This is a genomic window from Flavivirga jejuensis (genome assembly GCF_030540765.1).
In the GTDB taxonomy this organism is placed as follows: domain Bacteria; phylum Bacteroidota; class Bacteroidia; order Flavobacteriales; family Flavobacteriaceae; genus Flavivirga; species Flavivirga jejuensis.
The window spans coordinates 22,994-37,465 of sequence record NZ_JAUOEL010000005.1 but is presented as its reverse complement, the minus strand read 5'-3'; the positions used below and the strand labels follow the sequence as shown (position 1 = coordinate 37,465).

Here is a 14,472-nt window from a genome sequence, read left to right as displayed (position 1 = left end):
TGATGGACGATTTTTCAATTTCTAATGAAATAAAAAATAGAGTTTAGTTAATCTAAAGGATTCCTCGATGCTCGCTCTGTGTCGGGATGGTTTATTATTGCTAATTCGAAAATAAATTAAAGAATGATTTTAAAAAAACTACCAAAACATTTACTTTTTCTAATAATCCTTTTGTCAATCAATTCTTTCGATAAGAACAATAAATACAAGGGGGATAAAATTTTAATAGATATTGGAGATTCCTTAATAGCTGGCGCTGGAGGTGAAGGAACAACTATGTCAAATGTTACTTTAAAACTTTTAAAGGGAAATTGGATTGTAAAAAACAGAGGTGTTGGTGGAGAAAACACTTTAACAATTGGAGCAAGACAAGGGGGGATTCCAATGTATATAAAAGATGCTATAACAATACCTGCTAATGGATTAAGTGTTGAAATTCCAAACGGAATTTATAGCTCTTACAATAATAAAAATATTCATCCTCTTATTCAAGGTGAAGGTGGTTTAAACCCATGCTACATTAATGGTATTGAATGCACGCTAAAAAGAAACTCAAAGACAGAAAAATATTCAATTAAAAGAAATAGAAGAAGTTCTGAATCATACACTACAAAACCTAACACTAATATCGTAACACAACTTTCATTAGAAACAAAAGGAATTGCGACAATGTTTATTGGACAGAATGGCGGTTATGAAAACCCTGAGGATTTACTCAATCAAATAAATCAATTTGTAAACCATAAAGGTGATGAAAACATCATAATTATCACTTCTCATGGAAATGGTAATTCTGAAACAGTTAAACCTATAAAAGAGAAATATGGTAGAAAACTTATTGATTTAAAAAAATATATGTCTGAGAAAGCAATATATGATGCAATTGAATTTGAGTTATTGCCAAATGACAGAGAATATCCGACTAGTGAAGATTTAGAAAGAATGGATAAAAATCAAACTCCTAAAACATTATTAAAAGACGGAATACACTTTAATTCAGTTGGATACGAATTATTAGGACGGCTTAGGTATAAAAAAGGAAAAGAACTAGGGTATTGGTAAAACTAGCTAAAACAGGTGTATAAAAATAATAGCGGCTTAATCGATAAAACAAAACAAAGTGAAAATAAAAAAGGTCTATAACAAACAGAAAAGTTAGCGTTTAAAATTCTGCTACTATTCTTAAACGCGACCGATTTCATTAAAAATTTCTATGGAAAAATCAGAAAGTACACTAAAAACAAACTTTCATTCCCAACCGACGACGCTGTGATGAAATCCGTATATTTGTCTACAAGAGATGCAACCAAAAATGGTCAATGCCTATTAGAAATTGGGGAGTGATTTTAAATCAATTTCTAACTTTATACGAACAAAGGGGCTAACTTTAGAAAAAGTTAAACCCTTGGTTTTTTAAACTTACACACTTTGCGGGATAGTGTCTAAATAGAATTCTCTAATTGAAAGCCGTGTAAGAAAAAAATTGTTGAACATTAAGTAATATTAAAGTGAAAATTAAATTAAATACATTTTTAATATTTATATATATTTTAATTGGGGCACTAGCATTTTTAAGTTTTAGAGCTTCCTTACCAGTTTGGATTTCTTTTTTTATTAATTTCTCTGTAATTTCACTTGTTTTCTACTACCATTTGAAAATAGAAAAAAAGTATTCTCCATTTTTAACTTGTTTTATTGTTTTTTTTTATTTGTTTTTAATAATTGCCCCAATAGTTCAAATTTCATCTTTTAAATTAAATTTGAGCCTATTTGTAACGAGGTATCCCTATATAGAGTCTGAAGTTATATATGCAAATTTTATAATCTTAATTTTCCTTTTGGCTTTTATAATTTTTTATTTTATTCTTACCAAAAACATAATTCCAAAAAGGTCAAAACGTTTATTTTTCATTACTAAACCATTATTTATTCTTAATATTTTTATAATTACAATTTTAATAATCGGGATATATTATAATAGCGTAATTCTTGATATTACCAGTTCTATATATGAGAAATCGGCTAGAAATATTAGTGTTGCTGCTGGCCTTATTAAGACAAAAGTAATTTTTATGATACCATTTGGAGGTATAATTCATGCATATAGATATTTAAAGGAAAACCATAAGAATAATTATAACAAGTATATTGTAATATTAATTTTACTACTATTACTGGCAGCATTAGTTTTTTTAAAAAATCCTCTAAATGAAAAAAGAAATTTGTTAGGCCCTGTGTACATAACGCTCATTTTTTTATTCTATCCTAAATTATTAAACCGGAACTCTACCTTCTTTCTTTTCATGTTTATTTCGTTAGTGGTTCTTTTTCCAGCCCTTTCAACACTCACTCATATTGATGCAAGTTTGAGCCAAATTATTTCCAATCCAGAAGAATTAATTAAATCATACAATCGTTTTGGAGGTATTAGTTCAGCCTTTCAAACATTACACTATGATGCCTATGCGAATATTATGGCCACAGTAGATTATACGACAAAAAACGGGTTTTCTTTAGGGTATCAATTGCTATCAGCTTTATTGTTTTTTGTTCCTCGAAGCTTGTGGAGCAGCAAGCCAACATCTACTGGAGAGCTAATAGGAGACTATTTGATGAATGATTATGGCTTAAACTTTAATAATTTATCAAACTGTATAATATCAGAAGCATATATTGATTTTGGTCTTTTTGGAATTATTTTATTTGCTTTCATATTAGCTTATTCCTTCAAATTTTTTTTAAGTTGGTTAAAGTCCAATGATTTTGCAAAACAGATTACGGCCTTTTATTTTGCGGTTCATTTGATTTTTTTACTTAGAGGAGATTTAACCAATGGGTTCGCTTATTTTATTGGGGTTTTTTTAGGAATTTATTTTATTCCTAAACTTTTAGAGCGAATCATTTATTTTATTCTTAAAAAAGCAAAATGAACCAAAAGTACATAACTATAGCTTTAATTTTAAACGCTAGTATTTTATTGTTTCCTAGTAATTTTAAATTTATTCCTATTGTAATTTTAGGCTGTATTGTTTTGAGGAACTTTAAGGAAATGAATTTCAAATATCTAGTTTTAATGTCTATTCCATATCTGATAATTGTATTTGGAATTTTTAATTCCACTAATTTAGATAGGGCTTTTTCACAAATCCAAACAGGACTTTCTTTGTTTCTTTACCCTTTATGTTTTTCTATGTTACCCGAAAAGTCATTAAGTAAAATAAATAAAAGAAAAGTTGATGATGCATTTATAGTTTCTTTAGTTATATTTTCGGCTACGGTCTTTTTGTATTATTTTTTAATAAAGGGTAAGTCTTGGTTGTTTTTAGTCCATCACTACATAACTTTAATTGATAAAATAATATGGGAAAAGTATCAAATTCATTCCTTATATCTAGCCTTATTGCTAATAATAAGTATTATTTTAAGTTTAAGAGGAGCAATAAAAACCAAGAATAAATTCTTTATCTTACACATAGTAAATATAGTTTATTCTTTGTCACTATTGGCAATAATGAACAAAAGGGCATCTATAATTTTAATAATAGTAACAAGTCTATTGTTTTTGTTTACATTAAAAAAAAATGTAAGAAAAATTGCTGTTATTTCCGCTTTTGGAGCAATAACGTTATTATTAGGGTTAGTGATTTACCTACCAAGATTTAATGGGAATAGTTTTTCAGAGTTTAAAAAAATCGAACAATCCATTAATGATCCAAAAACTTCAATAGGGGCGAGAATCGTTCTTAATAAAGCTACATTTGAAATTTTTAAGAATAACCCTTTATTTGGTGTAGGAACGGGAGATGACATGCAAATATTATCAGAGGCTACGACTAAACTATCTGATGGAATTGTTGAAAAATATAACTCTCATAATCAATTCAATAGTTATTTAATTAGAACAGGTTTGTTCGGTCTTTCTATATTTTTGTTTTATTGTTTCTTTCTATTGAAAATGGCTTTGAAATCAAAGGATATAGTTTTTATTTGTTTACTGATCATTTTTTTTGGGAATATGCTTATTGAAAATATATTAGAGAGGGAGGCTGGTGTGTTGGTGTTTTCGTTTTTTATTAGTTATTACAGTAGAATATATTTTAAGTATGAAAAGAAATAAATTGTTATTAATAGGGCCATTGCCAGAGCCTATAACAGGTGTTTCACTTGCAAATAAAGTTGTTATTGATGGTTTAAGAGCAAATGGTTTTAAGGTGGAAACTATAAATACTTCTTATAATAAATTTGAGGAAAGTTTAGGGGGTTTTTCATTAAGAAAGGCTCTGTTTTTTCTAAAACTTAATTTTCAATCTTATAAAATATTTAAAGTTAATACCGTATATATTACTCCGGGTCAAACTTTTTTTGGCATAATTAAGTACGCCTTATTTATACTTTTAACAAAAATGTGTGACAAGGAACTAATTATACATGTTCATGGAAATTATCTTGGTAAAGAGTATTCTCAGTTAGAAGGGGTTAAAAAGGCCATTTTTAAATGGCTTTTAAGTAAAACCACAAAAGGCATTGTATTATCAGAATCTTTGAAAGATAATATGTTACCTTTTATTGATGATAAGCAGATTTTTGTATTATATAATTTTGTTGAGGATTATTTATTTTCTAATAAAGAAAGTGTAGATAATAGTAAACCAAAAATTGTATTTTTAAGTAATTTAATGCAAGAAAAGGGGATTTTAGATTTGTTAGAAGCCCTTTTAATTTTAGAAACGGAGGATTTTGTGTATGAAGCTAAAATTGCAGGAAATATTGATGTTAAGAATAGAGATGTGATACAACGGTATTTTAATAAATTAAAAAATGTAGAATATTGTGGTGTAGTTTCTGGTATTGATAAAAAGAAATTACTTGATTGGGGAAATGTTTTTGTTCTCCCTACCTATTATGAAATGGAAGGACAACCCATTTCAATTTTAGAGGCTATGGCAACCAAAAATTTAATTTTGGTTACGAATCATGCTGGTATTCCTGATATCTTTGAAGATGGGATAAATGGGTTTTATGTTGAAAAAAGAAACCCTCAAGATATAGCCATGAAGATAAAGAAAGTGTTTTCCACTTGTGACCAAAGTACTTATGTAAGGAATCATAATTATTTGACAGCGATTGAAAAATACAAAGTAGACAATTTTTTAAATTCATTATCAAAAATATTATTAGAATTATAAATTAACCTAAAATTATACGATGGGAAATCAAATTAGAATTGATAGTTTAATTTTTTTTAAAGGACAAATTTCAAAACTAAAAGCATAAGTGATTTTACTGTTAAGGATGTATAGTTTAAATAGACTAGTTTTAAATTAGAAATGCAGCGATTAGATTTATATAAAAACCCTAAAAATTTTAGAGGGAAATCAAGTTGGTTTGTGCAAATTTGGTGGCTAGTGCAATCGACACTATTTGCTTGGTCTCCTCAATTTTTATATGGGTGGAGACGTTTTCTTTTACGCTGTTTTGGAGCTAAAATAGGTAAAGGAGTTATAATAAGGCCTTCAGTTAAAATGACCTATCCTTGGAAAGTGTCTATTGGAGATTACAGTTGGATAGGAGATGAGGTTGTTTTATATTCTCTTGGAGAGATTGAAATAGGAACTAATACCGTAATATCACAAAGAAGCTATATTTGTACAGGATCTCACAATTATTCAAAGAAAGAGTTTCCAATTTATGCAAAGAAGATTACAATAGAAGATGAGTGTTGGTTAGCAACCGATGTTTTTGTTGCGCCAGGATTATTGATTAAAAAAGGAACTGTTGTAGGTGCGAGAAGTTCGGTGTTTAAGGATTTAAATGCTTTTTCCGTATATGCAGGATCTCCCGCTAAATTTTTAAAGAAGAGAGAAATTGAATAAAAAAGTTACCATTGTAGGTATAAACTATTATCCAGAAGATAGTGCTATTGGTTTATATACTACTCAAAAAGCAGAGTATTTAGTAAGTCAGGGGTTTGATGTAACCGTAATAACCGGTTTTCCGTATTACCCACAGTGGAAGATTAGAGAAGACTATAAAAACAAACCTTACCTACTTAAAGAAACGATTAATGGTGTAAAGGTACTAAGGAGTAAGCAGTACGTTCCTGAAAATCCTACGTTTTCAAAACGTATAATTCACCTTATAAGCTTTACTTTCGGAAATTTTATTAATCTTTTTAAGAGGTCTAGACCTGATATTGTTATTGCTATAGTTCCATTCACAACATCTGTTTTACTGGGTTGGTTTTTAAAGCTACGATATAAATCTAAGCTATGGGTTCACATTCAGGATTTTGAATTTGATGCAGCCATAGATTCTGGTTTATTAAGCGGAAATGCAAAACGTATTTTTAAATCCTTGTTATGGGTAGAAATGAAATTACTTAATAAAGCCGATGTAGTGTCAACAATTAGTCATGGAATGATTAATAAGCTTAGTGAAAAAACTAACACTAAAGCATATTATCTTACCAATTGGATAGACATTTCATTATTTAATTTAAATGAAAGTAATAAACACCCTTATTTAAATTCCAACAAATATAAAATATTGTATTCTGGAAATATTGGGGCAAAGCAGGATTGGGAATTTTTTGTTGATTTTGTAAATCGGTTAAAAAGCATTGAAAATATTGAAGTTATAGTTGTTGGGGAAGGTGCCGAAAAGGAAAATGTAATAGTAGATTTAAAGAGTTTTCCATTTGTTAAACACTACAATTTAGTTCCATTTGAAGATTTGCCTGTTTTGTTATCTAGTGCCGACGTTCATATTTTATTTCAAAAGAAAGATGTTATAGATACCGTAATGCCATCAAAATTATTAGGAATGATGGCTAGTGGTAAACCCTCCATAGTTACAGGAAATATGAAAAGTGAGGTAGCAACTGTACTTACAGAATCTATTGGAGGGTATTATTTTGATGGTAGTTCAGTAAAGGAAATAGTTGATTGTGTTAACATCTTGAGAGAAGATGAAAAGTTAAGTAAGGCTTTAGGGGTAAACGCTAAAAAGTATGTTCAAGAAAAGTTTTCTCAACAAGAAGTTTTAGATAAGTTTGTAAAAGAATTAGTTAGATAGGAGAAATAGATGAAAATAAAAAACATTTGTTGTATTGGAGCTGGCTACGTAGGCGGCCCTACCATGGCCGTTATAGCTAAACAGTGTCCAAACATAAAAGTAACTGTTGTAGATATAAACCAAGCCAGAATTGATGCCTGGAATTCTGATGATTTTAACAAATTACCCATTTTTGAACCAGGCTTAGCAGAAATCGTAAAAGAAGCAAGAGGAAAAAATCTGTTTTTTTCAACAAATATTGATAAAACCATTGATGAAGCAGATATGATTTTTATTTCTGTCAATACACCTACTAAGACTTATGGGAAAGGGAAAGGAATGGCGGCCGATTTAAAATACATTGAACTTTGTGCAAGGCAAATAGCTAAAGCTTCCAAACAAAATAAAATTGTTGTTGAAAAATCTACACTTCCAGTGAGGACAGCTTCAGCTATAAAAAGTATTTTAGACAATACAGGTAATGGAGTTCAATTTCAAATTTTATCAAACCCAGAATTTCTAGCTGAAGGAACAGCTGTACAAGATTTATTAGATCCAGATCGTATTTTAATTGGAGGAGGTAGTTCAGAAAAAGATCAAAAAGCAGTCGATGCTTTGGCTGATATTTATGCAAACTGGGTGCCTAAAGATAAAATATTAACAACAAATGTGTGGTCGTCTGAACTGTCCAAGCTTACGGCTAATGCTTTTTTAGCTCAAAGAGTGTCCTCTATAAACGCAATGTCTGAAATATGCGAAAAAACAGGAGCAGATGTAAGAGAAGTTTCAAAAGCTATAGGAATGGATTCTAGAATAGGTTCTAAGTTTTTAAACGCTTCTGTAGGTTTTGGAGGTTCTTGTTTCCAAAAAGATATACTAAATTTAGTGTACATAGCAAAAAGTTATGGTTTAAATGAAGTTGCTGATTATTGGGAGCAAGTAATCCTTATGAATGAACATCAAAAAAACCGTTTTTCAGATAATATGGTGAGCACTTTATATAACACAGTTTCTGGAAAAAAAATAACATTTTTAGGCTGGGCTTTTAAAAAAGACACGAACGATACTCGTGAGTCTGCAGCTATTAAGGTTGCTGATAATTTATTAAATGAACAAGCCAAAATATCTGTTTATGACCCTAAAGTTTCAGAAGAAAGAATATATACTGATTTGGATTACTTAAATACGCGTTCATCAGACGAGAACAAAAGCTTATTGACTATAAATAAAGATCCTTATGACGCTTGCAAAGATTCTCATGCTATAACGATTTTAACCGAATGGGATGAGTTTAAAAGTTACGATTGGAAAAGTATTTATAAAAACATGCAAAAGCCTGCTTTTGTTTTTGACGGTAGAGGGCTTTTAAACAAAAAGGAATTAGAAGAAATAGGTTTTGTTTATTATAATATAGGAACGGGTAATTAAAATCTTATGAAGAAAGTCTTAATTACAGGAGCAGCAGGATTTTTAGGCTCACATTTATGTGATCGATTTATTAAAGAAGGCTACCATGTTATTGGAATGGATAATTTCATCACTGGAGATAAAAACAATATTAACCATTTAGTAGATAACACTAATTTCAAATTCATTGAACATAATGTCACTGATTTTGTTAAAATTGACGGGTCGTTAGATTACATTTTACACTTTGCATCCCCTGCTAGCCCAATAGATTATTTAAAGATACCTATACAAACTTTAAAAGTAGGTTCGTTAGGAACTCACAACTTACTTGGACTAGCAAAAGCTAAGAAAGCTAGAATACTTATAGCATCAACATCTGAAGTATACGGAGATCCATTAATACACCCTCAAACCGAAGATTATTATGGAAATGTGAATACCATCGGTCCTCGAGGTGTTTATGATGAAGCCAAACGTTTTCAAGAGTCTATAACTATGGCGTATCATAGATTTCATGGTCTAGAAACTCGTATAGTTCGTATATTCAATACCTATGGACCAAGAATGCGTCTTAATGACGGTAGAGTTATTCCAGCATTTATGGGGCAAGCTTTAAGAGGAGAAGATTTAACTATATTTGGAGACGGTTCCCAAACTAGATCGTTTTGTTATGTCGATGATCAGGTTGAAGGGATATATAAGTTATTATTAAGTGACTATAGTTTTCCTGTAAATATTGGTAACCCTCATGAGATCACTATTAAAGAATTTGCAGAGGAGGTTATTAAGCTTACAGCAACTTCTCAAAAAGTAATATATAAAGAATTACCTCAAGATGATCCATTACAAAGACAACCTGATATATCATTAGCTAAAAAACTATTAAATTGGGAACCAAAAATAGGTCGAGAAGAAGGCATGAGAATAACTTACGAATACTTTAAAACACTCTCAAAAGAAGAGTTATTTAAAAGTGACCATAAAGACTTTAAAAATCATATAAAAAAATAAAGTGAGCTATAAACAGGGAAGATATTCAAATTTGATGAAACCATTTTTTGGGATCGTTGATTTATGTATAATAAATGTTACTGTGTTTTTATTTGATATAAATTTATCAAACACATACATATTTTGTATATACCTTTCCCTTTTGTGGGTTATTATTTCTCTTATAAATAATTTTTATGAAGTTCAGCGTCACACCAGAATACTTCAAATTATACCGCTTTTGTTTAAGCAAATTGTTTTTTATTCAATTGCCCTCTATGCTTTTATTGGGTTTTTTAAGCAACCAACTATAAGTAGGCTTGCATTAGGGAATTATTTATTAGTAACTTTAATATTCATATCAGCTTTTAAGATATTAGCTTTTTTCTTGCTTAAAAAATATAGATCTGTTTTAAGTGGTAATACAAGAAATGTAATTGTTATTGGGAAAAATCAAAAAACAAGGCAATTAATTAATACATTTAATTCTAGACTTGATTTCGGATATAAATTTAAAACACAATTTAGTGTTAATGAGAATGATTTTTCTTTAGAAAAGTGTTTTAAATACATTATAGACAACGATATTGACGAAATATATTTTTCTATAGCAGAGTTGTCAAATAAGCAAATTAATAGGCTTATAGATTTTGCAGATAATAATTTAAGAGAATTAAAATTTATCCCTGATAATAAGGATATCTTTTCGAGGAAAATGAAGTATGAATATTATGATTATATTCCTATTCTATCGCTAAGAGATATTCCTCTTCAAGAGTCTTTAAACAAGTATCTAAAGCGTTTATTTGATATTTTATTTTCATCGTTTATTATTGTTTTTGTTTTATCTTGGTTAACACCAATATTAGCAATATTCATAAAGTTAGAATCTAAAGGTCCTGTTTTTTTTAAACAATCTAGGAATGGATTCAATTATGAAGAATTTGATTGTTTCAAGTTTAGGTCTATGAAGCCAAATGAAAAGGCTCATTTGCATCAGGCAACAAAAGGAGATCAGCGAATTACTAGAGTAGGAGCATTTATTCGTAAAACAAGTATAGATGAGTTACCCCAATTTTTTAATGTATTATTTGGGAACATGTCTGTTGTAGGACCTCGTCCTCACATGGTTAGTCATACTAATATGTATGCTCAAAGGGTTGATAAGTTTATGGTACGCCATTTTGTAAAACCTGGTATAACTGGATTAGCTCAAATTAGTGGGTTTAGAGGCGAAATAGAAATGGAAAAAGATATTATTAACCGAGTAAAGTATGATATTTTTTATATTGAAAACTGGTCGTTATTATTAGATTTAAAAATTATTATACAAACATTTTTGAATGCTTTAAGGGGAGAAGAAAAGGCCTATTAAATTTTATTAATTAGCATGTCCAATTGAGTGCTAAAATCAAAATTTTTAATAGCAGACTCTTTTATCGTTTCTTTGAGTTTTAGATTTAATTCAGATGTATTAATTTTTGAGATCACGTTGTTTAATTCCGAATAATTACCCGATTCTGCTACCCAACCTAATTGATTGTCTTTTATTATGGATTCTCCTTCACCCCCACCAAAATAAATCATAGGTAGGCCTAATCTGGCGTATTCAAATATTTTTGAGGGTACAGATCCATAAATTCTATTTAACAACGGGATAATGGTTATATCGTAGCTTATAAGAGCTTCATGCAACTTGTCTCTTGAAATTTCGCCATGATATACAATATCTAATTCTGAATTATTAGGAATAAGAGCTTGAATTTTATCTCGTTCTGCACCACCTCCATAAATATGAAGTTGAACATGGGTATAATCTAATTCTTGACACAATTTATAAATACCTTGTGCCATTCCTAATAAGCCCGCATAAACAATTTTTAATTTTCCTTTTGAAAGTGTACTTTCAGAAACTTTGGGTGCGACAAAATCTGGGAAATTACGATATAAAAAAGTATCTTTTTTAGGAAACAGAGATGTCACGTGACTTATAATTTCATTACTCTGTCCTAAAATTAAGTCAGAATGATTATAGTTAAAGGATTCAATTTTTTCGAGTAATTTATAGCTGAAATTTTTTTTTAAAGCTCCCAATTCTAAGCCAGCAATAGGCCACAAATCACTTACATTTAAAATAAGCTTTCGTTTTTTAGAACGCAGAAACAAAACGGAAGTAAATGCAACCAGTAATGGAGGAGATTGTATGATAACAGTTTTCGGAAGTTTATTCCATATAAAATACCAACATAAACTAAAACTATAAGAAAGCATAGCTATTAAACGTAATATCTTGTTTTTAGAGTTACTAGCATAAATCCATAAACGATGAATAGTAATGTTGTTCTTTGTAGAAGTGTATTTGAACTTTCCTTTATAAGCATCAAAAATTTTACCTGTTGGATAATTAGGTAAAGGCGTTAAAACAGATACTTTAAAATCATGTTTTTGTAGTCCATTAGCTAAATGAAAAATCCGGTTTGAAGCGGCACCAGTTTCTGGAGGGAAATAATTTGTTATGATGAGGATATCGGTCATTATAACTTATAAATAGCTGTTAAATGATTAATAATTCTTTTTGCAGCATGTCCATCCCATAACTCAGGAATACTTCCTTGCTTCCAAGAACTAGAAAGTAGTAGCTTAAAAGCATCTTCAATTTTTTTAGAATCATTTCCAACTAAAACATTGGTTCCAATGTCACAAGTTTCTGGTCGTTCTGTCGAATCCCTAAGTGTAATACAAGGCACATTCATAACAGAGGTTTCTTCGGTTATACCACCAGAGTCTGTTAATACACCTAAAGCATGTTTTACTAAATAATTAAATTCTAAATACCCTAACGGATTTACATAATGGAGATTTTTAAAGTTTAAACTTAAACCGCTTAAGAGCTTTTTAGTTCTTGGGTGAACAGGGAAAATTATTGGATAATTTTCAGCTAATGCTACAATTTGAGAAACTAACTTTTTTAGAAGATATTCTTCATCAACATTACTGGGTCTATGAAGCGTCATAACCAAATACTTTTCATTAGATAAATTCAAGTCTTTCCAAAGAGCAGGTTTTTTTAAGCGAGTTTCATTTCTTCGGAGTGTATCAATCATAACGTTTCCAACAAAGAAGATATTCGATTTTGGAATGCCTAGTGACGTCAAATTTTCATTCGCATACATAGATGTTGTGAAAAAATAATCTGTTAAACTATCTGTTACAATTCTGTTAATCTCCTCAGGCATTTTCATATCACCAGAACGGATTCCTGCTTCAACGTGAGCCACTTTTATATGTGCCTTCTTAGCAACAATAGTACATGCCATGGTTGAGGTAACATCCCCAACAACCATAACTAAATCGCACGGATTTTGTTCTAATTCCTTCTCAAAACCAATCATAATTGCAGCAGTTTGTTCTGCTTGAGTACCACTTTTAACTTCAAGATTGTTATCTGGAAAAGGGATATTTAATTCATCAAAAAAAGTATCACTTAAGTTTTTATCGTAATGTTGTCCAGTATGTACAAGTCTGTAATTAATATTAACTCCATCCTTTTTTTTATTCTGAATCGCTTCAATGATAGGAGCAATTTTCATAAAGTTAGGTCTGGCACCAGCAACTATGGTTATATTCATTCGTTTATGTGTATTAATGATGAAAACTGTTTCAGTTTGCCACTTTTCGAGCGTTTTAGTTCCGTTTGTCTTTCAAATAGAATAGTAAGCCCATCTTCAAGATAATTTTCCATTTCATTCTTTATCATGTTCATTTTGTTTACAGGAATATCGCTGTTGCTAACATAATAAATTTTAAAAGTATCAAGTTTTAACTGTTCAATAACAAACGCTTTAACGTTACCTCCATCTTCTATAACACTTTTAGTTATGTAATAAAATGTTAATCCAGCCGCTTTTTTTCCACTAGGTAAAATAGCGATGTCATTTGTTCTGCCTGTCAATTTTTCTAAGATAGGCTTTTTGAGGGTGCTCCTTTTAGAAAGGACACCTGTATCACCAATGTCGTATCGTATAAAAGGTTGCGCTTTATTATATAAAGAAGTAATTACTAAACGACCTTCTTTCCCATGAGGCAAAACATGATTGTTATCGTCTAAAACTTCTACAAAAAGCGTTTCGCTATTAGTAATCCATTCATTTTTAGTGTTTTCAAAAGCAATTAAATCTAGCTCTGAAGCACCATATTCATTAATAATAGGAACCCCAAATTGTTTTTCCATAAGTTTTTTGTCATCTTCAAAAAGCATTTCAGATGTTACAACACAAGCTTTTAGAGTAGGACAAACAGTTTTAAGTATGATATTTTTATATCGAAGGTATTTTGCGAATTGAACGATAGGACTTGTATAGCCATTTATATAGTAGAAAGGCTTCTTTTTAAAATCGGTTAGCCAATTTTCAAGAGCATCATCACTTAAGTCAAAGACATTAAATCGATATCTATTGCTAATAAAGTCTTTTAGTTTTTCAGTATAATATCCTTTTTTATCCAGAGGAATCCCATAAAACCGGGCTTGTTTTGTGGTATTAAAATTAAGACTAAACCAAGAAAATCGATCCATTATAATACTCCAGGTTAATGCATGAGTAAATTTATCCTTAGAAAAAATAAAGGGATGCCCAGATGCACCAGAAGTTTTATCAATATAGACGTTTTTTTTTGAAAACCCATCAGACAAAAGTGTTTCTAATGGTTGTTGCAAATCTTTTTTCGACATAACAGGAACAGTATTCCAGTCTAATGGATTGGTGTTTTTTGCAAACGATTTATAAAATGAATTATGTTTTAAATGGTAAGCAACAATTTCCTGTTTTTTAGTTTCAATATAGGTATTAAATGCTGTATCATTTTTCTTTTGAATGTCTTTTAAAGCAAGTTTAGCCTTTCGTATAGGAAAGCCTTTAAGTTTTAAAGAAAGGTTAAATAAATTCAAGATAAATGAAGATAAAATAGTTTTGTAAAGTAAATAAAAAATATTCGTGTATTCATAGCATTAGTTTTATTTTT

At 29.9% G+C, this 14,472-nt stretch carries 12 protein-coding genes and 1 pseudogene; 10 read left to right on the top strand and 3 right to left on the bottom strand.

The genetic code is table 11. The annotated features are described in order from the left end of the window. Positions 1 to 123 precede the first annotated feature (123 nt). From Q4Q40_RS14160 to Q4Q40_RS14115, 10 genes and pseudogenes are all read left to right on the top strand, one after another. Positions 124 to 1,062, top strand: coding sequence for an SGNH/GDSL hydrolase family protein (locus tag Q4Q40_RS14160; protein ID WP_303302532.1), 939 nt, complete (start codon positions 124 to 126; stop codon positions 1,060 to 1,062). Positions 1,063 to 1,191: 129 nt separating this feature from the next. Beyond that, a pseudogene (locus tag Q4Q40_RS14155) lies at positions 1,192 to 1,385 on the top strand (IS256 family transposase); the annotation flags it as partial. Positions 1,386 to 2,303: 918 nt separating this feature from the next. Beyond that, positions 2,304 to 2,930, top strand: a complete 627-nt coding sequence (gene wzy, locus Q4Q40_RS14150; RefSeq protein WP_303302531.1) for an O-antigen polysaccharide polymerase Wzy — start codon at positions 2,304 to 2,306, stop codon at positions 2,928 to 2,930. Positions 2,931 to 3,073: 143 nt separating this feature from the next. Then, positions 3,074 to 4,117: an O-antigen ligase family protein gene (locus tag Q4Q40_RS14145; protein WP_303302530.1), complete on the top strand. Its 1,044-nt coding sequence runs from the start codon at positions 3,074 to 3,076 to the stop codon at positions 4,115 to 4,117. Continuing rightward, entirely contained in the window at positions 4,104 to 5,186 is a 1,083-nt protein-coding gene (locus Q4Q40_RS14140; protein WP_303302529.1) for a glycosyltransferase family 4 protein, read from the top strand. Before Q4Q40_RS14145 ends, Q4Q40_RS14140 begins: the two co-directional genes overlap by 14 nt. Before the next feature lie 141 nt (positions 5,187 to 5,327). Next, the gene (locus tag Q4Q40_RS14135; RefSeq protein ID WP_303302528.1) at positions 5,328 to 5,873 is read left to right on the top strand and encodes a putative colanic acid biosynthesis acetyltransferase; all 546 of its coding nucleotides are present in this window, start codon (positions 5,328 to 5,330) and stop codon (positions 5,871 to 5,873) included. Then, the gene (locus Q4Q40_RS14130) at positions 5,866 to 7,074 is read left to right on the top strand and encodes a WcaI family glycosyltransferase (RefSeq protein ID WP_303302527.1); all 1,209 of its coding nucleotides are present in this window, start codon (positions 5,866 to 5,868) and stop codon (positions 7,072 to 7,074) included. The genes Q4Q40_RS14135 and Q4Q40_RS14130 overlap by 8 nt, the downstream gene beginning before the upstream one ends. Positions 7,075 to 7,083: 9 nt before the next feature. Beyond that, complete coding sequence (locus tag Q4Q40_RS14125) at positions 7,084 to 8,481, top strand: UDP-glucose 6-dehydrogenase (RefSeq protein WP_303302526.1); 1,398 nt, start codon at positions 7,084 to 7,086, stop codon at positions 8,479 to 8,481. 6 nt (positions 8,482 to 8,487) lie between these two features. After that, the gene (locus tag Q4Q40_RS14120) at positions 8,488 to 9,474 is read left to right on the top strand and encodes a UDP-glucuronic acid decarboxylase family protein (protein WP_303302525.1); all 987 of its coding nucleotides are present in this window, start codon (positions 8,488 to 8,490) and stop codon (positions 9,472 to 9,474) included. 1 nt (position 9,475) lies between these two features. Next, positions 9,476 to 10,828 (top strand): undecaprenyl-phosphate glucose phosphotransferase, encoded by a 1,353-nt coding sequence (locus tag Q4Q40_RS14115; RefSeq protein WP_303302524.1) that lies wholly within the window; start codon positions 9,476 to 9,478, stop codon positions 10,826 to 10,828. Here the strand turns inward: Q4Q40_RS14115 and Q4Q40_RS14110 are convergent. The 3 genes from Q4Q40_RS14110 to Q4Q40_RS14100 are packed head-to-tail and all read right to left on the bottom strand — an operon-like array spanning position 10,825 to position 14,398. Then, complete coding sequence (locus tag Q4Q40_RS14110) at positions 10,825 to 11,988, bottom strand: glycosyltransferase family 4 protein (protein WP_303302523.1); 1,164 nt, start codon at positions 11,986 to 11,988, stop codon at positions 10,825 to 10,827. The genes Q4Q40_RS14115 and Q4Q40_RS14110 overlap by 4 nt on opposite strands. After that, a complete protein-coding gene (wecB, locus tag Q4Q40_RS14105) occupies positions 11,988 to 13,082 on the bottom strand; it encodes a non-hydrolyzing UDP-N-acetylglucosamine 2-epimerase (RefSeq protein WP_303302521.1) in 1,095 nt (364 codons plus the stop codon). Before wecB ends, Q4Q40_RS14110 begins: the two co-directional genes overlap by 1 nt. After that, positions 13,079 to 14,398: a phenylacetate--CoA ligase family protein gene (locus Q4Q40_RS14100; protein WP_303302520.1), complete on the bottom strand. Its 1,320-nt coding sequence runs from the start codon at positions 14,396 to 14,398 to the stop codon at positions 13,079 to 13,081. The genes wecB and Q4Q40_RS14100 overlap by 4 nt, the downstream gene beginning before the upstream one ends. Between the last annotated feature and the right edge of the window lie 74 nt (positions 14,399 to 14,472).